General features: G+C 64.1%; 17 protein-coding genes. 3 read left to right on the plus strand and 14 right to left on the minus strand.

What is annotated here, in order from left to right; all coding sequences use genetic code 11:
• Positions 1-134: 134 nt before the first annotated feature.
• From CFR80_RS03845 to hpnA, 9 genes are all read right to left on the minus strand, one after another.
• Positions 135-2,504 carry a phosphoketolase family protein gene (locus CFR80_RS03845; protein WP_110507105.1) on the minus strand — a complete coding sequence of 790 codons (2,370 nt, stop codon included), beginning with the start codon at positions 2,502-2,504 and terminating at the stop codon, positions 135-137.
• Positions 2,505-2,546: 42 nt separating this feature from the next.
• Positions 2,547-3,758: an acetate/propionate family kinase gene (locus CFR80_RS03850; protein WP_010513729.1), complete on the minus strand. Its 1,212-nt coding sequence runs from the start codon at positions 3,756-3,758 to the stop codon at positions 2,547-2,549.
• Positions 3,759-4,080: 322 nt separating this feature from the next.
• Complete coding sequence (locus CFR80_RS03855; protein ID WP_029329355.1) at positions 4,081-4,761, minus strand: phosphorylase family protein; 681 nt, start codon at positions 4,759-4,761, stop codon at positions 4,081-4,083.
• Between the two features lie 15 nt (positions 4,762-4,776).
• A complete protein-coding gene (gene shc, locus CFR80_RS03860; RefSeq protein WP_258367724.1) occupies positions 4,777-6,810 on the minus strand; it encodes a squalene--hopene cyclase in 2,034 nt (677 codons plus the stop codon).
• Between the two features lie 49 nt (positions 6,811-6,859).
• Positions 6,860-8,176, minus strand: a complete 1,317-nt coding sequence (gene hpnE / locus CFR80_RS03865) for a hydroxysqualene dehydroxylase HpnE (protein WP_010513726.1) — start codon at positions 8,174-8,176, stop codon at positions 6,860-6,862.
• A 3-nt stretch (positions 8,177-8,179) separates the two neighbouring features.
• Positions 8,180-9,061 carry a presqualene diphosphate synthase HpnD gene (gene hpnD, locus CFR80_RS03870; protein WP_010513725.1) on the minus strand — a complete coding sequence of 294 codons (882 nt, stop codon included), beginning with the start codon at positions 9,059-9,061 and terminating at the stop codon, positions 8,180-8,182.
• Positions 9,062-9,143: 82 nt separating this feature from the next.
• Positions 9,144-10,007, minus strand: coding sequence for a squalene synthase HpnC (gene hpnC, locus CFR80_RS03875; protein WP_010513723.1), 864 nt, complete (start codon positions 10,005-10,007; stop codon positions 9,144-9,146).
• Positions 10,004-11,236, minus strand: a complete 1,233-nt coding sequence (locus CFR80_RS03880; RefSeq protein WP_010513722.1) for a glycosyltransferase — start codon at positions 11,234-11,236, stop codon at positions 10,004-10,006. The genes hpnC and CFR80_RS03880 overlap by 4 nt, the downstream gene beginning before the upstream one ends.
• A gap of 10 nt (positions 11,237-11,246) precedes the next feature.
• Positions 11,247-12,242 carry a hopanoid-associated sugar epimerase gene (hpnA, locus tag CFR80_RS03885; protein WP_010513721.1) on the minus strand — a complete coding sequence of 332 codons (996 nt, stop codon included), beginning with the start codon at positions 12,240-12,242 and terminating at the stop codon, positions 11,247-11,249.
• Positions 12,243-12,436: 194 nt separating this feature from the next.
• Between hpnA and CFR80_RS03890 the strand changes: the two genes are divergently transcribed.
• Entirely contained in the window at positions 12,437-13,513 is a 1,077-nt protein-coding gene (locus CFR80_RS03890; RefSeq protein WP_010513720.1) for a lysylphosphatidylglycerol synthase domain-containing protein, read from the plus strand.
• A 46-nt stretch (positions 13,514-13,559) separates the two neighbouring features.
• Complete coding sequence (locus tag CFR80_RS03895; protein ID WP_010513719.1) at positions 13,560-14,462, plus strand: prephenate dehydrogenase/arogenate dehydrogenase family protein; 903 nt, start codon at positions 13,560-13,562, stop codon at positions 14,460-14,462.
• Between the two features lie 85 nt (positions 14,463-14,547).
• Here CFR80_RS03895 and pyk read toward each other — a convergent pair whose 3' ends face one another.
• From pyk to CFR80_RS03915, 4 genes are read right to left on the minus strand one after another with little or no spacing between them, the layout of a single operon-like run.
• Positions 14,548-15,987: a pyruvate kinase gene (pyk, locus tag CFR80_RS03900; protein ID WP_029329353.1), complete on the minus strand. Its 1,440-nt coding sequence runs from the start codon at positions 15,985-15,987 to the stop codon at positions 14,548-14,550.
• A gap of 29 nt (positions 15,988-16,016) precedes the next feature.
• The gene (locus CFR80_RS03905; protein WP_110507107.1) at positions 16,017-17,009 is read right to left on the minus strand and encodes an SH3 domain-containing protein; all 993 of its coding nucleotides are present in this window, start codon (positions 17,007-17,009) and stop codon (positions 16,017-16,019) included.
• Between the two features lie 15 nt (positions 17,010-17,024).
• The gene (locus CFR80_RS03910; RefSeq protein WP_010513715.1) at positions 17,025-17,411 is read right to left on the minus strand and encodes a DsrE family protein; all 387 of its coding nucleotides are present in this window, start codon (positions 17,409-17,411) and stop codon (positions 17,025-17,027) included.
• Positions 17,408-18,232, minus strand: coding sequence for a HesA/MoeB/ThiF family protein (locus tag CFR80_RS03915; protein ID WP_010513714.1), 825 nt, complete (start codon positions 18,230-18,232; stop codon positions 17,408-17,410). The genes CFR80_RS03910 and CFR80_RS03915 overlap by 4 nt, the downstream gene beginning before the upstream one ends.
• 198 nt (positions 18,233-18,430) lie before the next feature.
• Between CFR80_RS03915 and CFR80_RS03920 the strand changes: the two genes are divergently transcribed.
• Positions 18,431-19,054, plus strand: coding sequence for a DUF2939 domain-containing protein (locus CFR80_RS03920; RefSeq protein WP_010513713.1), 624 nt, complete (start codon positions 18,431-18,433; stop codon positions 19,052-19,054).
• A gap of 48 nt (positions 19,055-19,102) precedes the next feature.
• Here the strand turns inward: CFR80_RS03920 and CFR80_RS03925 are convergent, their stop codons facing one another.
• On the minus strand, positions 19,103-19,330 hold the full coding sequence (locus CFR80_RS03925) for a DUF3126 family protein (RefSeq protein WP_010513711.1): 228 nt from the start codon (positions 19,328-19,330) through the stop codon (positions 19,103-19,105).
• Positions 19,331-19,595: the final 265 nt, after the last annotated feature.

Consider the following 19,595-nt stretch of genomic DNA (forward strand, 5'->3'; position numbering starts at 1 on the left):
TCTTTTCTCAAAAAACTTTGGAAACCGCCTCCTTCCGGAAAAAAGACGGCATGCCAGGTTATCCCGACGCCAGTATAAAAAAAGGGAGGGCACTACTGCCCTCCCCTTTCCGGAACCCTGAGGAACCTGACGCCTTATGACCAGCGCCAGTTACGGATTTCCGGCAGATCCTGACCATATTCAGCCACGTAACGCGTGTGCTCAACCAGCTTGTCACTGATGGCCTGGTTGGCATACGCCGCCTTGGCCGCCAGCCCCGGCACATGCCGTATAACGTTCTGCACCAGATGGAAACGATCCAGGTTGTTCCGCACAGTCATATCGAACGGCGTGGTGGTGGACCCTTCTTCCCGATAACCATGCACATGGAAGTTGCGGCAGTTGGTCCGCTTGTAGATCAGCTTGTGAATCAGCGCGGGATAGCCATGGAACGCAAAGATCACCGGCTTGTCGGTGGTGAACAGGCTGTCGAACACGAAATCATCCAGACCATCCGGGTGCTGGGACTTCGATTCAAGGGTCAGCAGATCAACCACATTGATCACACGGATCTTCAGGTCCGGCAGGTGTTTATTCAGCAACTGTACGGCTGCCAGCGTTTCGATTGTCGGCACGTCACCGGCACAGGCCATGACCACGTCGGGTTCACCGCCCTTGTCATTGCTGGCCCATTCCCAGATCCCGATGCCCTTGGCGCAATGCGCAATGGCGGAATCCATGTCCAGCCACTGCGGCTCGGGCTGCTTGCCGGCCACGATCACGTTCACACGGTCACGGCTTTCAAGGCATGATTTGGCCACGCACAGCAGGGTGTTGGCATCAGGCGGCAGGAACACCCGCACCGTCTTCGCCTTCTTGTTCAGCACATGGTCGATGAAACCGGGGTCCTGATGGCTGAACCCGTTATGATCCTGCCGCCACACATGTGACGTCAGCAGGTAGTTCAGCGATGCGATCGGCGCGCGCCATGAGACCTCATCAGCCTGCTTGATCCACTTGGCATGCTGGTTGACCATCGAATCCACGATGTGGATGAACGCCTCATAGCATGACATGAAGCCATGGCGACCGGTCAGCAGGTACCCTTCCAGCCAGCCCTGGCAGGTGTGCTCGCTCAGGATTTCCATCACATGGCCATCAACCGCCAGATGGTCGTCGTAATCGAAGGTCTCGGCGTTCCATGCGCGGTTGGTCACGTCCAGCACCGCGTTCAGACGGTTGGAGTTGTTTTCATCAGGCGCCAGCACGCGGAAGTTGCGGGCAGACAGGTTGGCCTTCATCACATCACGCAGCCACGTGCCCAGTACGCGGGTACCTTCGCCAAGTTCATGCCCCGGCGAGGAGACGGTCACGGCATAATCCGTCACATCCGGCAGGCGCAGGTCACGGCGCAGCAGGCCACCATTGGCATGCGGGTTGGCGCTCATGCGACGGTCACCCTTGGGCGCCAGCGCCGCGATTTCCGGCATCAGGGTACCGTTTTCGTCAAACAGTTCTTCCGGCCTGTAGCTATGCAGCCATTCGTCCAGCAGCTTCAGGTGGGTCGGGTTGGTCATGTCGGTAATGGGCACCTGATGGGCGCGCCAGTACCCTTCCGTGCGCAGGCCATCCACCGTCTTGGGGCAGGTCCAGCCCTTGGGCGTGCGCATGATGATCATGGGCCATGCCGGACGCGCGGTTTCATTCTTCTCGCGCGCGGCTTTCTGGATGTCCGCAATCTTCGCAAAGGCCGTGTCCATCGCCGCGGCCATTTTCTGGTGCATGGTGTCGGGATCATCGCCCGCCACCTCGATCGGGTCATAGCCGTAGCCCCGGAACAGGCTGAGCAGTTCCTCGGTAGGGATACGGGCAAGCACGGTCGGATTGGCGATCTTGTAGCCGTTCAGGTGCAGGATCGGCAGGACCGCGCCATCAGTCTTGGGGTCCAGGAACTTGTTGCTGTGCCAGGATGTCGCCATCGGGCCGGTTTCGGCTTCGCCATCGCCCACGACACAGGCTACGACCAGGTCAGGATTATCGAACGCCGCGCCATAGGCATGGGACAGCGAATACCCCAGTTCCCCACCTTCATTGATGGAACCCGGCGTGGTGGGTGCCGCATGGCTGGGAATGCCACCGGGGAAGGAGAACTGCTTGACCAGCTTCGCCAGACCGTCCGCATCCTGCGATACTTCGGGGAAATACTCGCTGTACGTGCCTTCCAGATAGGTGCTCGCCACCACCCCCGGCGCCCCGTGGCCCGGCCCAGCAACGAACAGGATGCTGCGATCCTGTTCACGGATGATGCGGTTGAGGTGCAGGTACAGGAAGTTCAGGCCCGGCGTGGTGCCCCAGTGACCCAGCAGCCGGGGCTTGGTATGTTCCAGCTTCAGCGGTTCACGCAGCAGCGGGTTCGTCAGCAGGTAGATCTGGGCAATCGACAGATAGTTTGCTGCATGCCACCACTTGTTGAACAGCGCGACATCCGCTGCGGACAGCGGTGTTGCGGATGCAGTTTCACTCATTTCCGTTCCTTCCGAGACATTCTATCCCTGTCCGGCCTGCGTTCAGGACAGACACATCAGCACATGCCGACGGATTGTCGTTTCCTCATCGGTGGGGATGACCCGCACCTCCACGGCACTATCCGGCATGCTTATGATTTCATGGTGAGCGGCATTGGCCTGCGCATCAAGGCGGACACCCGCCCATTCCAGCCGTTTGCAGATCGCCGCACGGATCAGGGCGTCATGTTCCCCGATGCCCGCGGTAAACACCAGCCCGTCCAGCCCCTGCAGCGCCGCCATCATGCCGCCGGCCTGCTGGGCAAAACGATAGACGAACAGGTCAAGCGCCTGCGTCACCTCCGGGCTGACCCCGGCATGGGCGTGCAGGTCGCGCATATCCGCCGACAGGCCCGACACCCCCAGCAGCCCGGAGCGATGGTAGAGGATATTTTCGATTTCCGCCGCACCCAGCCCTTCTTCCTTGAGCATGTACAGGATGACGCCGGGGTCCAGATGCCCGCACCGTGTCCCCATGACCAGGCCATCCAGCACTGAAAAGCCCATGGTGGTATCAATGCTGCGCCCGGCCTGCAGGGCACACAGGCTGCCCCCGCTGCCGATATGCGCGACAATTGTCCGCCCCTGCGCCAGATGTGGCGCCCGTGCGCGCAGAACGGACGCAATGTATTCGTATGACAGCCCATGGAACCCGTACCGTCGCACGCCCCGGTCGGCATAATCCCGCGGCAGGGCCTGCGCCTGCGCAACCGCGGGCAGGGTATGGTGGAAACCGGTATCGAAACACGCGACCTGCGGCAGGTCGGGATGCTGGTCCAGCAGCGCGCGGATGGGCGCAAGACTGCCGGGCTGGTGCAGCGGGGCGAAGGGGGTCAGGGCCGCAAGCCGGGCCAGAATATCCGGGGTGACCCGCACGGGGGCAATGAATTCGGGACCGCCATGCACCACGCGATGGCCAACCGCCATAAGGTCCACGGTCCCCAGTTGCCTGCCCACCCATTCCATCAGGGTTGCCATGGGGCCATGATGCGCCGCATCTTTCGCTCCCTCGGCGACGGGGGCCCATTTTTCATCCACCAGCACGCGGCCTGCTGCATCATGGGCGACGAAATGGGGATGGATGCCGATTCCCTCAAGCTCCCCCGATGCAATACGATGGCTGGGGGAGGCCGCCGTTTCCCCCGGCTCAATGGCAAACAGGGCGAACTTCAGGCTGGATGATCCTGCGTTCAGTGCCAGCACAGCGCGTGTCATGCCTGTCTCCCCCCTGTTTTTTACAACCGGCAATATGTCACGCTGATCTGCCATTCGTGACATTGATGCGAATCAATTGCCTACATCGGAGCAGGCTTCAAGGAAGCGAAATAATGGGCTGCATCCCGCATGTTGCATCCATCAGGCATGGGTACATTGACCCGAATCACGACAAAAACAAATGTAAATCAAACGGTTAGTTCAATCATGCCGTGACAGGCAGCCCCCCGCGCACGGCTGCCCTGCCATGGCAACGCATATCACATCCGCGTGCCACACGTCCGGTCATTCCTGCCCGCACTTATGGCGGCCCCTGCCCGGATCAGGAAAAACGCCGTTCCAGCGCCGCCTTTGCCGCCGCACGCGCCTGCCCCGCATCCCGTCCCACACGGATCAGCGCCGGAATCTGGAACGGGTTGCAGACAATGCTGCGCACAAGCGCCCCGACCGCCAGACTGCCATCCGGCCGCAGCGCCACAACCGCGGCAGGCGGCAGGGTCCGGTCCGCCGGGTCACACACGACACGCATGACGGCAAAGGGCACCTGCCGGGCCGCAGCCATTTCCGCCACCACGCCACTTTCCATATCCAGCGCCACGCACCCTGTCTGGTGGAACAGGGCCGTCTTGCGCGTGGCTGCGGTAACAATCACGTCGCTATGCAGCAGATCGCCATTGATGACATCCGCCCGGTCCGCCCCCAACCAGTCCAGCAGGGCGGGAGCAGCAGCCAGACGTTCACCATTGACCATGACATGACGTGGCATGACCACCGCCCCGGGCCGGAGCGCGGGATCCAGCCCCGCCGCAAGCCCGAAGGACAGCAGCGCATCCACCCCGCCTTCCACCAGATCCAGTACAGCCTGTCGCGCACCGGACAGGGTGGCCCCACTCAACCCGAAACGGGCCGTGGGCAGGAAGGGACGGATCAGGGATGCTTCCGCCTCCATCCCCACTACGATACCCAGCCGGGAGAATGGGGACACAGATACACTATCGGACATTGTTACCGCCCCCAGTCAGAAACCATAGCCAACACGGCCGGAGTTGCTCAGCTGCATGTTCCGGTACCGCGCCAGGGCCAGAAGCGGAAAGAACTGCCGGTAACCATGGTAGCGCAGGTAGAACACCCTGGGAAAACCGACGGCATTATAGGGTTCTTCCTTCCATTCGCCATTCCTGCCCTGCGTGCGGCCCAGCCAGGCAATGCCCCGCGCCACGGCCGGGTCATCCCGCAGGCCGACCGCCATCATACCCAGTACGGCCCATGCGGTCTGTGAGGCCAGGCTCTGCTTATAGTCGCCATGCGCACCGCCTTCATAACTCTCGCAGCCTTCGCCCCAGCCGCCATCGGCACGCTGGTGGCGACGAAGCCAGTCGACCGCACGGATAATCATGGGATCGCCATGCGGCATCCCGGCGGCATTGAGCGCGCACAGCACGGACCACGTGCCATAGATGTAATTGGTGCCCCAGCGCCCGAACCACGATCCGTCCTTTTCCTGCTCCCTGCGCAGATAGGCGATACCGCGTTCGATCGCGCCGTGGTCCTCGACCTGACGCAGCTGCGCGAGGAAGGAAATGCAGCGCGCCGTCACGTCCGCCGTGGGCGGGTCAAGCAGTGCGCCATGGTCGGCAAAGGGAATGTGGTTGAGCACGTCGCGGCTGTTATCAACATCGAATGCGCCCCAGCCGCCATTGCTGCCCTGCATGCCGATGATCCATTCCCGCGCGCGGGCAATCGCATCCGCATTGGCCGGGTCACCGTCGCGGTGCAGCAGCATGCCGACAACGGCGGTGTCGTCCACATCGGGGTAATAGTCATTGGCGTACTGGAACGCCCACCCACCGGGCCGGACATCGGGACGGTTGATGGACCAGTCCCCCCTGACATTCAGGATCTGGCGTTCACGCAGCCACCTTGCGGCAGTCGCCAGTTTGCGTTTCGTCTCCTCCGGCGCGATGCCGCCGGGACCGGATGCGGCCTCGATCATGGCATGACCGGCCAGACCGGTATCCCAGATGGGGGAGACACAGGGCTGGCAGTACGTCTCCTTGCCCTGATTGACCAGCAGGCGCTGCACCGCCTCCCACGCGGCTTTCGCGCGCGGGTCGTCATCGGATATGCCCAGCGCGCGGAACATCATGACCGTATTGGCCATGGCGGGGTAAATGGCCCCAAGCCCATCCAGTCCGTTCAACCGTGGCTCGATGAAATCGACTGCCGCCTTTATGGCCCTGCGCCGCGTCTTTTCGGGGATCAGGCGTTCAGCAGGCCGCAGCACCGCATCCGCATAGCGGAACACATGCCCCCAGACGGAGCGGTATGGCCCGCGAATCCAGTCCCGTACCTTTCCGGGCGGCGTCACGAACAGTTCGTGCACATGCACCCGGCGCGGATTGACCGCAGTGGGGCGGAGTGCCGCCAGCACCAGCAGCGGCGCGATCACCGTGCGCGACCAGTAGGACATGTTCCATACCGAGAACAGCGCCCTGCGCGGCAGCAGCATGATCTCGACCGGCATGACGGGGGCCGCGTCCCATGGTACGTCACCAAACAGGGCAAGCTGGATACGGGTGAACACATTGGTCCGCTCCGCCCCGCCATGGTCAAGGATGGCCTGCCGTGCGCGCACCATGTGCGGCGCATGCACGCTGTCGCCAATCGCCTTGAGGGCAAAATACGCCTTGACCGACGCCGACAGGTCGAACGTTCCGTCCTGATACAGCGGCCAGCCGCCATGCGCGCCCTGGATCCGGCGCAGGTATATCCCGATCCGCTGTTCCAGCGCGGGGTCAATGCGGTCCAGATAATGTTCCAGCAGCACGTATTCCGCCGGGATGGTGGCATCGGCCTCCAGATCAAAGACCCAGTGTCCGTCATCCGCCTGCCGCTTGCCCAGTGCCGCATGCGCGCGCGTTACCGCCTGGTCCAGATCGGCCGGGTCCAGCGGAGCATCCGGTGCGACACGGGGTCTGGTCGCCCGGCGGGGTGTTGCTGTCGTCTTGCGGGCGCGGGATGCTGTGGTCGTCGTCTCGGGTGTCTTTGCCATTATTCCATGTTCCCCGTGTCATGACGGGGGCCTGTTGCAGATCCGTACATCATTGTTCCGGTCGGCCCGGCGTATTCCTGCGGGCATGGACAGCCTGCGCCGCCGCGGCACCTGACCTGATTGCGCCCTCGATTGTGGCGGGCAATCCGGTTGCCGTCCAGTCACCCGCCAGCAGCAGGTTGGGCGCCATGGTCCGCGTGCCGGGCCGCAGGCGGTCCTGGTGCACGGTCGCGGCAAAGGTCGCGCGTTTTTCACGCACGATACGCAGCGGTGGCATGGCAACCGGCAGAGGCGCCGTGGCGGCCGGGTCGATCGCGGCGCGGACTTCGTTCCAGATAATGGCCGCCAGTTCATCAAGGTCGCGCGTGGCATAGCGGTTGGCGGCACTGACCGTAACCGACAGGATCCGATCCTTGACGAACACCCATTCACTGATACCGCCCACAACCCCGATAAAACGGGCCTGCGCCAGTCCGCCGGTCAGCACCGGGGCATCGGGCAGCAGGAAATGCACGTTCAGGATCGACTCGAACTCATCCGGGGCGCTGAACCCCGGCAGGTCGGCCGCCAGCAGGCTGGCCGCCACGGGTGCCGGCACCGCCATGATCACCGTATCATTCGGCCCCATCGCAATCCGTTCATCCCCCACATGCAGGGCGGCAACCCTGCCATCGACCATCTCGACCGCGCTGACACGGCTGCCGGTCCGCACCTCGGCCTTCAGCACCGACAGGTGGTCAAGTGCCGGGTCCACGAAGCTTTCCGACAGTCCGACCGCCGGAAAACGGGGAAGGCAGTTACGTCCCCCCCTCGCAAGGCTTTCCTTCACCACGGCGCCCAGCAGGGCGGCGCTGCCGGTATCGAGCATGGTGTTGAGGACGGATATGGCAAAGGGTTCAAGCAGCCTGCGGGCAAGGCTGCCAGGCTGCAGGCAGTCCGACACCACCATGTCGGGCGTCGCCTCCATCAGCGCCATCAGGCCGCGCAGTTCCGCCAGCCGCATGCCGGGCACGCGCCTGCGTTTTGACAGCACCCATAACGGCACCCGCCCGCGTGACAGGTCCAGCGTCCAGCGCAGCCGGTCGGCAAGGTCCACAAACGGGAAAACCGGTCGCTTCGGCCCCACCAGCGTATCCTGCGCGCCGATCAGGCCAAGATAGCGGTACACCGCCGGGTTGCCAGACAGCAGCAGGTGATTGCCATTGTCGATCCGGCAGCCAAGCTGGCGGTCAAGATAGGATCGTGCCCGGCCGCCACAGGCGGGACCGGCCTCGTACAGACTGACACGCTCGCTGCCACCCGCCAGCTCAACCGCCGCCGACAGCCCGGCCAGCCCGCCACCTACAATATGGACATGTCCCGGCATGGGTCAGGCCACCAGCGCGCGCAGCGCCACAAGCACCTTGCGCGGGCGGGACAGGGAGACACGCTTTTCCGGCGTCCCCCACCCCTGCCGTTCCTGTGCGGCAAGAATGGCGGCATAGGTCGCGCCCATGACGCGTGCGGGCCGCATGGCCGTGCGGTCACACAGCCGCATGGCGCGGCCGGCTGCACGGAAATGGTCATGCGCGCGACCGGCAAGAATACGCCCCACCTGTTCCAGCCGGGGCGCATGCACCACGGCGGCGGGCTCGGGCGTTATGCCGAAACGTTCCAGCAGTTCACGCGGCAGGTACAGCCGGCCCAGACGCGCATCCTCCGCCACGTCGCGCAGGATGTTGGTGATCTGCAGCGCGCGCCCCAGATGGTAGGCGACCTGATCGGCATGGGCCGAGGCATCGCCAAACACCCGCACCGACAGCCGCCCCACGGCGGAAGCCACGCGGTCGCAGTACAGGTCGAATGTCGCCTCATCCGGCGCGACGACGGGACCACGGGCGTCCATTTCCATCCCGTCGATCACGTCATTGAAGTCCTGCTGGCGCAGGTCGAAACGACGGATTGTCGCCATCAGCACGCGGTCAATTCCGTCACGCGCCTCGCCCGCATACAGGCGGGCAATGCGGGCGCGCCAGTCTTCCAGCCTGCGGCACTTGTCGTCCGGCTCGCCTTCATCATCGGCCACATCATCGACAAGACGGCAGAAGGCATAGACCGCATACATGCCATACCGCCGTTCGGGCGGCAGGATACGCATTCCCTTGCCAAAGGACGTGCCCGACCGCACCACGATCTGCTCCACCTCGGCCAGATCGGCGGGATCGCAGCCCAGTACCGGGGCCTCATCATGCCGCGCGCGCAAAAAACCCATTCCCGCGTGTTCCGTTCACTTTACGAATTTCAGTTCCGCCTGTTCTTAGCGGCAATCACGACCAAGGACAAAATCGCGCCCATCAGACCAGCGTGCGCATGGCTCCCGCAAGCGCGCGCGCCACATCCATGCGCGATAGCTTGACGCGACGCGCAATGGGGTCTTCCACCCGCAGCCGCTGCGCCAGACGCCTTGACAGGCCCACGATAACCGCCGCCTCCATGCGCATGCGCCGGTCACGGATCAGTCCGGGCAGCAGCGCCGCATGCCGGTTGAGTTCATCCACCCGGTCCAGCAGTGCATTGAACACCCGCCGCATTCCCGGCAGCGTATGGCCACGGCGCAGGTCATCCACGCTGACACCCTCGCGCTCCAGCCACGGACGCGGCAGGTAGCAGCGGTCCAGGTTGCGCAGGTCATCGGCACAGTCCTGCAGGTGGTTGATGATCTGCAGCGCGGTGCACAGCGCATCGGACGGGCCGAACGTGCCCGCGTCCTCGCCGTGCAGCTGCAGCAGGAAGCGGCCGACGGGATTGGCGGAATAACGGCAGTATTCCTCCAGTTCCTCCCACGTATCATAACGGTTTTTCACCGCATCCTGCCGAAAGGCCACGATCAGGTCGGTGGCGGTGTCAGTGGATACCCCGGTCTGTGTCAGCGTGCGGCCCACGCGCACCGCCGTCTGCGCATCCGGCCGCTGCGGCGCCATGCGCTTGCCCAGTACCACGTCCTCCATGGCATTGAGGCGCGTGATCTTGGCATCCGCATCCAGCCGGTCGGTATCGACTATGTCATCGATCACGCGGGCAAAATCATAATAGGCATGGACATGCGGACGCAGCCTGCGGCTGATCAGCAGGGAGCCTACGGGAAAGTTCTCATCCCCGGCATCCTTGCCCGACGAGACATCCTCGCTGCCCCACACGTTCCGCTCCTCACTGTTCACCCTACGTCATCCCCCATGCTGCGGTTCATTACGGCTGCGGTGCCCTCACCGCGCATATGTGTCGAAATTGCGCCATCGGGTTCGGTATAGGCGCGGCTTTTCCACACCACGCCCCGGCCCCGATGGTGATCCAGCGCCGAACCGATCGTTGCCAGCGTATAGAACCCGGCAATGACCGGCAGCAACAGCGCCCATGCCGGTGACTGGTTAAAACGCCGCATGGTGGGGGTGTACGACGCCATGGACATGACCCACGCCCCCGCCCCCAGCAGGCATGGCAGGCCGTGGCTGAACAGCGCAAGCTGCAGCGGCACGATCCACACCAGCACCATGCCGATGACGGTTCCCACCAGCATGAGCGGCGAATAGCCAAGCTGCACATAGGCCGTGCGCGCCACCATGCGCCAGATATCCGCCGGATGGGGATAGGGCCGGATCGAGCGGGCAAGGCAGCTGTGCCCCAGGTATATCCGGCCGCCGCTATGCTTGATGTGGGCAGCCAGCGTGCAGTCATCGATCAGCGCGCCGCGCAGGCTTTCGATTCCACCGATCCGCGCAAGCGCGCTCCAGCGCACCAGCACCGTGCCCCCTGCCGCCCCGGCCACCCTGCTGCGCGGGTTGTTCACGCTGGCGAAGGGATACAACAGCGCGAAAAAGAAGACGAACGCCGGGACCAGCATGCGCTCGGCGGGACTGGCGCAGTTCAGCTCCACCATTTCCGATACCTGATCCAGCTTCCCGGCCTGGGCCCTGGCCACCAGGGTCGAGACATGGCGCGGGTCATGGGTAATGTCCGCATCGGTCATCAGCACGAACCCCGTGGAATCGGGCATCATCTCCCGCGCCCGTGCAACGCCCTGCGCCACCGCCCACAGCTTGCCGCTCCAGCCTGCAGGCCGCGCCTTTCCATTGACCACCGTCAGCCGCCTGCGCGGGTCGGGAATGGTGCGCGCCAGCCGGCCCGTGCCATCGGTGCTGTTGTCATCCACCAGGATGACATGCATCTCACCCGGATAATCCTGCGCCAGCAGGGAACTTATGCACGGCACAACCGATGCCGCTTCATCCCGCGCGGGTACCACGATGCAGACTTCCGGACAGTCCGCGGCCCGAAGCTGCGCGCCACGCACGGGGGAGAGGATCGGTCCCGCCTGCCAGAACCAGCCGTGGCAGAAAATCAGTCCAAGCCAGATGACGAACACCAGAATGGAAAGCGCAAGCAGCAGCATGACAGGGTCCTCAATCCAGCATTCCGTGCTGACGGAACCAGTCGATCGCATCCTTCACCGCGTCCCGCGCGGGGCGGGGGGCATAGCCCAGTTCCCGGATTGCCTTGTCAGAGGAAAAGAACATCTTCTTGTGCGACATGGCCAGCATTTCGGTCGTCACCCGTGGCGCAATGCCAAATGCACGGGACAGCCATTCGCTGGCCACGGCCACGGGCCAGATCACGGCCTGCGGCAGGCTTATCCGCGGCGGGGCGACACCGGCGAGTTCGGCCGTCATGGCGAACAGGTCGCGCAGCAGGTAATTCTGGCCACCCAGAATGTATTTTTCCCCGATCCGCCCGCGCTCCAGCGCCAGGGCATGCCCCTCGGCCACGTCATCCACGTGCACGATGTTGACGCCGGTATCGACATAGGCCGGCATGCGGCCCGCCGCGCAATCCAGGATCATCTGCCCCGTGGGCGTGGGCTTGATGTCGCGCGGGCCCACGGGCGTGGACGGGTTCACGATCACGGCAGGCAGCGCGCGTTCATGCACCAGGCGCAGGACTTCCTGCTCGGCACGGTATTTGGAACGTTTGTAGATGCCGATCACGCCATGTTCATGAACCGGCGTTTCCTCATCCGAAATCGTGCCGTCACCAATCAGGCCAAGGGCCGCGACGGACGAACAGTAGACAATCCGCTCCACCCCCGCCTTCTGCGCCGCCAGCATCAGCGCGCGCGTGCCTTCCACATTGGCGATCATCATGGGCACCGGGTCGGGAACCCACAGCCGGTAATCCGCCGCCACATGGAATACGTAGCGGCAGCCTTTCACCGCCGCGTCGAAACTGTCGGGGCTGGACAGATCCCCTTCCACCAGTTCGGCGGGCAGGTCACGCAGGTTGGTCAGGTCGCTTCCCTTGCGTACCATGAGCCGGAGGGTATGGCCACGCTCCACCAGATTACGGGCAACAGCGGAGCCGACAAAACCGGTCGCACCGGTTACAAGGGTTGGGGCAGTCATGGTCTGAACGATCGCTCCGTCAGGGGACAGAATTCACGATTGCGATTACGGACTCGCAACCAGCGGGCGTTCCATTTATCCCGACACCTCCCGGTGGCGCCAGACCCTGCTGTAGTGTAAGTCAGGCACAACCGGCCACTGAGGCATGAATTTTACCCGGTGTCCCGACGCCAACAGACCAAGACGGATCTTTTTTGAGAAAGCTCACCATCCTGCTGGCCATCCTTGGCCTGGCCCTGCTGACTGGCTGCACCGCGTGGCTTGGCGCGGGTTCGGTCATGAAGGCCATCGTCTCCATCGGGTTTGCCGGCTTCATGGCGACCGTCATGGCCCAGCTTGCAGTTGATGCAATACTGGGTCTTGCATGGCACGCAGCTTGTCGGGACATTCCGTTCGTGCAGTTGCTGGTTTCGCGCATGATCCGTGACGCCGCCGCCTCCTGCCTGCCGTTTTCGCAGCTGGGCGGCATGGTGCTGGGCATCCGCGCCACGTGTTCGAGCGACCTGTTCGCCGGGACGAAGGGCCGCCATATCGATGGCAGCGAAGCCGCCTGCGCCAATCTGGTGGACATCACTACGGAGGTAATGGGCCAGATCCTGTTCATCCTGACCGCCGTGGTGTGCCTGGTGGCCCATCAGCAGTCCAGCCCGTTCGCCCGGCCGGTCATGATCGGCCTTGTGCTGCTGAGCATGGGCATCGCGGGCTTTGTCTATACCCAGCGCCGCGGCGGCGACCTGCTCAAGCGCGCGGGCAAGATGCTGGGCAACAACATGGCCGCCCAGTGGCAGGACGCGATGCTGAGCAGCGCCGACAGCATACAGGAACGCTTCGACGCCATCTGGTCCCACCCCAGCCGCATCGTGCAGGGCGCACTGCTGCATTACGTGGGCTGGCTGGGCAGTGCGGCCACGATCTGGGTGGCCTACTACTTCCTTGGCGCGCATCTGGGCTTCAGCGGCGCCATCGCGATCGAGGGCGTAGCCTGCGGCATCATGTCCGTGTCATTCCTGGTGCCAGCCGGATTGGGAGTGCAGGAAGCCGCCTATATCGCCCTTGGCTCGGCCTTCGGCATCGCGCCGTCCGTCTCGCTGGGGCTGTCGCTGCTGCGCCGCGGGCGTGAACTGGTGATCGGCATTCCCATGCTGCTGCTGTGGCAGGGAATGGAAATGCGCGCCCTGCGCCGACGCTCCACACAGGCGGACACCGCGCCGGCGGTTGCCCCCGTGTCCATCCACGACCCCGCGCCGCCCACGGACATCACGCGGGATTGATCTCCCGCGCCCCTGTGAACCCCAGAGCCAGACAGACAGCCCCACCATGACGGACCAACCCGTGCCCCTGTTCGATACGCTGGTCATTATCGGCCCCGGCCTGATCGGGTCCTCCATCCTGCGGCGCGGCATGGAAGACCGGCGCATCGCACGTCGGCTGGTGGCCTGTGACATAAGCCCCGAGGTCCGCGCCCGCGTGACCGAACTGGGCATTGCCGACCGGGTCGAATCCGACCCCGCCACCGCCGCACGGGGTGCGGACTGCGTGATCATATGCGTGCCGGTGGGTGCGATCGCCATGGTTGCGGCCCAGGTCATGCCGGTCATGAAAAAGGGGGCGATCCTGAGCGAGGTCGGATCGGTCAAGACCACGGTCATGGAAGCCATGACGCCACTGCTGGCGCAGTATCCCGATATTGCCTTCATTCCCGCGCACCCCATGGCGGGCACCGAGTTTTCCGGCCCTGATGCCGGGTTCGCCACCCTGTTCGAGGACCGGTGGTGCCTGCTGACCCCGCCCGGACATACCCCGACCGACGCCATCAGGCGCGTTACGGAATTATGGGAAATGATGGGCGCACGCGTGCGCAGCATGACCGTTGACCACCATGACCGCGTCTGCGCCATTGTCAGCCACCTGCCACACCTGCTGGCCTTCACCATATGCGGCACGGCGGATGACCTGGCCGATGAAACGCGATCGGAAGTGCTGGATTTCGCGGCATCAGGCTTTCGGGATTTCACCCGCATCGCAGCGTCCGACCCGACCATGTGGCGCGACATCTTCCTGAACAACCGCGAGGCGCTGCTGGACATGCTCGACCGTTTCATCGCGGATGCGCAGGCCATGGGTGACGCCATCCGCACCGGCGATGAAGACGTGATCGTCAGCCGCATCAAGCGCGGCCGAGCCATCCGGCGCAGCCTGATTGAAAACCGACAGGCCTGAAAACGGTTTTTCAAAAGATGGAGGTTTCCGGCTGCCGCCTTTTTTCAGACAAGGCGGCGTTTCAGGACGCTTTCTGAAAAAAGCTTCAGCTAACGGTGGCAATCCGCAGCGTATTGGTGCTGCCCGCCACCCCGAATGGCAGTCCGGCCACGATCACCACCGCGTCTCCCGCTACGCCATAGCCATCGCCCTTGGTCACCGCCAGCGCCTGATCCACCACGCTTTCGATATTATGAACGGGGGCTTCCTGCCCGACCGAGACCGCCTGCACACCCCACGCCACCGCCAGCCTGCGGGCGATGTCATCGGTCGGCGTCAGGCCAAGGATGGGACAGCCCGGCCGTTCCCGCGCAATGCGCAGCGCCGTGCGGCCCGACAGGGTGAAGGCCACCACGGCGGCGGCATCAAGGGTGGCGGAAATCTGCCGGGCGGCGGCGGCAATCGCGCCGGGCACATCATGGTCGGGGTCGGGGCTGGAGGTTTCCATCTGGCGACGCCAGACCTCGTCTTCCTCCACCCTGCGCACGATCCGGTCCATGATGGCGACGGCTTCACGCGGATATGACCCCACCGCCGTTTCGGCCGACAGCATGACGGCATCCGCCCCGTCAAACACGGCCGTCGCCACGTCGGACGCCTCCGCGCGGGTAGGAGTGGGGGCGGAAACCATGCTTTCCAGCATCTGGGTCGCCACCACGACGGGGCGACCAAGCTGCCGGGCAACGCGGATGATGCGCTTCTGCGCCAGCGGCACGCGTTCAGGAGGCAATTCGACACCCAGGTCGCCACGTGCCACCATCACCGCGTCCGACAGAGCGACGATTTCGTGCAGGTTGTCCATGGCCTGCGGCTTTTCCAGCTTGGTCATGATCCATGCCCGGCCAGCAGCCAGTTTCCGGGCTTCGCGCACGTCTGCGGGGCGCTGCACGAAGGATAGGCCGACATATTCGATGCCAAGGTCCAGCGCAAAGGCCATATCCACCCGGTCCTTGTCCGTCAGCGCGGGAATGGGCAGGACCACATCGGGCACGTTGACCCCCTTGTGATCCGACAGTGGACCACCCAGCACGACCTCCGTCAAAAGGAAATCATCGCCACGCCCGCACACCCGCAACGCCAGCCGCCCGTCGTCAAGCAGCAGGGTGCTGCCCTCGGCGGCGGCGGCAATGATTTCGGGATGCGGCAGGCAGACCCGGGTCTCGTTCCCCGGTGTGGGATCAAGGTCCAGCCGGAACCGTGCACCAGCACTCAGCTGCACCTTCCCATTGGAAAAATGGCCTACGCGCAGTTTTGGCCCCTGCACGTCGGCCAGAATGCCAATGGGGCGGCCCAGTTCGGCCTCGACATCACGAATCACGGCATGGCGGGCCGCATGGTCGGCATGGGTGCCGTGGGAAAAATTGAGCCGGAATACATCCACCCCCGCCACAGCCAGCGCACGGATGGTCGCGTGATCTGACGTGGCCGGACCCAGGGTTGACACGATCTTGGTCCGGCGCAGGGCGCGATAGGGGGTATCCGGCATTTTCTTCTCCAGCCTGTTTCCATCAGTCATCAGGAGGGGGATATGACCTCCTGCGGCAACAGCCCCCACATCGTGCTGCGTTCCAGCCAGCCGCTGTACTGCTTGACCGATACCTTGCACCACGACGTTCCCGCCTGACACTGGCGCACGGTGCCCACCACGCCGGGGCGCAGCACGGCCACGACGGATGATGTCGGGCTGGCATCCGAACGCAGCATGACCGCACCCTTTATGTCCGCCGCATCAGCCACATCCGCCACGTGGCCGACAATGCGCGTATCCGCCCGGCCGATCACGTCGGTTTCCTTGGCGGTGGGCTGGCCTGCCTGCTGGGCATCGCCCTGTGGGGGCAGTCCCGGAATGACAAACGTGCGGGTTCCCACCAGGGTTGCCTGATGGACCCAGCCCTTCTGGCCATCCGAATCCTCCACCAGGCGCCAGACATCGAACTCACGCTCGATTTTCACCGGCAGGCCGCGACGGTGGTACACCCAGTCAATGGGATAGCGCTGGCCCGGCCCGGTGCGCAGGTTGACCTCATCCGCACGAAATGCGGCAAAGCGCGGCAGCGGCAGGCCGGTCACGCTGCCCTTGGTGTTATCCACCGGGGCAAGCGTCGCAGGTGATGTATCAGGCGCGGAAGCCGCCGTCGCATGCGCAGGCGGCGCAGGCTGCTGTGCACTACCGGCAACGGCAGCCGCCCCCGCGCCGGTCGCGGCCCCCGCCGCCGCACCGGCCACGGCAGCAGCATGGTGGTGGCGGTGCCCCCCTGCCGCGTGGGCTTTCTTCTCTTTACCCGCATGGGCATGGGTGGACGCCGTGCCCAGGGATGTCGTGCCGGCCGCTGTCTTGCCATGATGGGCGTGATGGTGTGACGTGGCCTGCGCCACGGCACGATCCATATGCCCCCCACCCATAAGCAGAACCGCCGCACAGGCTGTCAGATACCCCCACCGCACGGGGGCGCGGGACGGCACACGGGCCGGTCGCGCAAGGAATTCATGCCGCACGCACTGCGCCATCGTGTTCTCTGATCCTTACAGGGTTATGATCTGCCGCCCCCGGGCGGCTTCAAGAAAAGCGGGCACACCCGCCACCTGCACGCCAGGCAGCAGGCGGTCCGCCGGAAGATCGCACAGTTTCAGCGCTGCTTCACAGGCCATAAGTGTCGCATCCAGTTCAATTACCGCATCGCGCAACGTATCCATGCCCGCGACCCCACGCGCGCGCACCAATGCATCATCACCCGCATCATGCAGCCCGATCCAGTCACGCGCCAGCGCATGCACCCCGCGTCCCGCCGCGAACATGATGACGGGACGGCCAATGGCCAGCGCGCCTGCCGCCATTACGAACGCATAATGCGCACGGGCATATGCGCCATCATATAACAGGATAGCCAGCGCCCCGTCGTCACGCATCATGATGCCGTCCCTTCCGGCACCCCGCAGGCCACAGGGGCTGCGTCACGGTGGGCGGACAGGTCGTAAATGGCCGGATGCGCACCACACAGCGCGCAGTCAGGATCAGCCGGCAGGGTAATGGTATGGAAACGCATGGCCAGCGCGTCCCACACCAGCAGCCGTCCGGCAAGGCTTTCGCCGATCTGCAGGATTTCCTTCAGCGCCTCGGTCGCCTGTAACGTGCCCATCACCCCTGTCACCGCGCCGAACACGCCCGCTTCCGCGCAGGACGGCACCGTGCCCGCAGGCGGGGCTTCGGGATACAGGCAGCGATAGCATGGACCGCCCGGGCGGAACGTGGACAGCTGTCCCTCGAACCGCAGCACGGCGGCGGAGATCAGGGTCCGTCGTTCCAGCGCGCAGGCATCGGCCACAAGGTAGCGGGTGGCGAAATTATCGCAGCCATCACACACAATGTCGTAGTCACGCACCAGCGCGCGGGCGTTGTCGGCTGTCATCCGGGCGTTATGACAATCGACCCGTGTTCCCGGATTGATCGCATGCATGGCGCGGGCGGCCGACTCGACTTTCGGCTGACCGATCCGGTCGGTCACGTGGGCGATCTGGCGCTGCAGGTTGGACAGTTCGACCACATCGTCATCCACCAGCCCGATCCGCCCGACACCCGCGGCGGCAAGATAGAGTGCGACGGGAGAACCCAGCCCCCCCGCGCCGACAATCAGAACACTGGCCTTTTTCAAGGCGTCCTGCCCCGTTCCACCAACTTCGGGCAGGAGAATGTGGCGCGCGTAGCGCTGAATTTCGTCTTCGGAAAAATTCATCCCTGCCTCCTGCCCCGACCGGTCGCGCATCCATGGCGGATACACCGCGCCCGGTGCGGGATGCAGCCGGATGCGCCGGACATCAGATCACGATTACGTGATAATTTCTTCAACCAATCATGAAACCAATGCATGCCGGATATGTTTCCAGTATAGTCCAATAACAGCCGTGAAACCATCTGGGGGGAGTATAAATCAATGTCTTATCTTTCCCGCATGGAAATTCCCGACAGCATCGCCACCCTGCGCCGCCAGCAGGCGCGCTGGGTCTGTGCGGGCACACTGGCGGCGGCCACAACGCTGTACGCCACGTCACCGTTCTTCACGCTGTGGTCCATCACGTCGGCCATCCGCACGCATGACATGGGCAGCCTGAATACCTGTCTCAAATGGGAATCGGTGCGCAACGGGCTGAAGACGCAGGCGGTCGATACCCTGCTTGGTCCCCAGCACGCGGATGACGAACTGCCGGAATTCGGCTCATCCTTCGCGTCATCCGCCATGTCGAACGCCATTGACGAGGAAGTGCGCCCAGACAAGCTGGGCATGCTGGTGGATCATCTCCTGCCACATGAACAGCCAGGCGCGCCGCAGACCCTGTTTGGCCTGATGCGGCATGTGCACATGCATTTCACCCATCCGGGCGTGTTCGAGGCAAGCGTGATCATGCCAGGGCATGAAAACGAAACACCGCTGCGCCTGCAGATGCGCATCCATGCCTTCCAGTGGAAGATCCATCGCGTGGACCTGCCCGCCCCCAGGCACGACCCGCTGGTCGAGGCATCGGCAGGGCCCGTGCCCCAGCCACTTACCCAGCCCTGACACGCAGGCCATGGCGGAAGGCTGCTTCCGCCATGGCCCGTGAGGAAATTACTTCGGCGCGGGGAGATCTTCTTCCAGAACGGTCATGTGGACGGCGTAGGACACTTCGCCTTCGTCCTCGTCACGGTGGACCGTACCCACCACTTCACCATTGACCGCCAGTTCGACGGACAGACCGGCACGCGGCGGTGCATTGACCGTCAGCCCCGGCGAACCCAGCAGACGGCGCAGGCAGACCTGAAGACGCGAAATTTCGGAAGAGGACATGGCAGCCATGAAACGTATGTTCTCCAAAATGGCAGGACCCGCCAGAAATAGGATCAGGGCCGGATATGGCCCGGTGGTCAACGCGCGTGGCAGGTCCGGTCAGGATCGCGCGGCTGCCCCGCTACAGCGCGGGCATCGCCGCAGGCTATAGGCACATGTGTGCGCCCCTGCAACCGCGTGCCCATGATTTTCCCCAACGCCGCCGCGCCCCTGCCACGTTTCCCCGGTTCCATGACCATACCGCAACACCAGTAAGAAGGGAGAACAAAGACCA

Origin of the sequence: Komagataeibacter oboediens, from assembly GCF_003207815.1 — a bacterium.
Taxonomy (GTDB): Bacteria; Pseudomonadota; Alphaproteobacteria; order Acetobacterales; family Acetobacteraceae; genus Komagataeibacter; species Komagataeibacter oboediens.

Excerpts from the sequence above, each read along its gene's own strand:
- CFR80_RS03895 (WP_010513719.1), top strand. The coding sequence starts at position 13,560 with ATGACGGACCAACCCGTGCCCCTGTTCGATACGCTGGTCATTATCGGC.
- CFR80_RS03910 (WP_010513715.1), bottom strand. The coding sequence starts at position 17,411 with ATGATGCGTGACGACGGGGCGCTGGCTATCCTGTTATATGATGGCGCA.
- CFR80_RS03850 (WP_010513729.1), bottom strand. The coding sequence starts at position 3,758 with ATGACACGCGCTGTGCTGGCACTGAACGCAGGATCATCCAGCCTGAAG.
- hpnE (WP_010513726.1), bottom strand. The coding sequence starts at position 8,176 with ATGCCGGGACATGTCCATATTGTAGGTGGCGGGCTGGCCGGGCTGTCG.
- CFR80_RS03925 (WP_010513711.1), bottom strand. The coding sequence starts at position 19,330 with ATGGCTGCCATGTCCTCTTCCGAAATTTCGCGTCTTCAGGTCTGCCTG.
- CFR80_RS03920 (WP_010513713.1), top strand. The coding sequence starts at position 18,431 with ATGTCTTATCTTTCCCGCATGGAAATTCCCGACAGCATCGCCACCCTG.
- CFR80_RS03905 (WP_110507107.1), bottom strand. The coding sequence starts at position 17,009 with ATGGCGCAGTGCGTGCGGCATGAATTCCTTGCGCGACCGGCCCGTGTG.
- CFR80_RS03845 (WP_110507105.1), bottom strand. The coding sequence starts at position 2,504 with ATGAGTGAAACTGCATCCGCAACACCGCTGTCCGCAGCGGATGTCGCG.
- hpnA (WP_010513721.1), bottom strand. The coding sequence starts at position 12,242 with ATGACTGCCCCAACCCTTGTAACCGGTGCGACCGGTTTTGTCGGCTCC.
- CFR80_RS03855 (WP_029329355.1), bottom strand. The coding sequence starts at position 4,761 with ATGTCCGATAGTGTATCTGTGTCCCCATTCTCCCGGCTGGGTATCGTA.
- hpnD (WP_010513725.1), bottom strand. The coding sequence starts at position 9,061 with ATGGGTTTTTTGCGCGCGCGGCATGATGAGGCCCCGGTACTGGGCTGC.
- CFR80_RS03915 (WP_010513714.1), bottom strand. The coding sequence starts at position 18,232 with ATGAATTTTTCCGAAGACGAAATTCAGCGCTACGCGCGCCACATTCTC.
- shc (WP_258367724.1), bottom strand. The coding sequence starts at position 6,810 with ATGGCAAAGACACCCGAGACGACGACCACAGCATCCCGCGCCCGCAAG.
- pyk (WP_029329353.1), bottom strand. The coding sequence starts at position 15,987 with ATGCCGGATACCCCCTATCGCGCCCTGCGCCGGACCAAGATCGTGTCA.
- CFR80_RS03880 (WP_010513722.1), bottom strand. The coding sequence starts at position 11,236 with ATGCTGCTGCTTGCGCTTTCCATTCTGGTGTTCGTCATCTGGCTTGGA.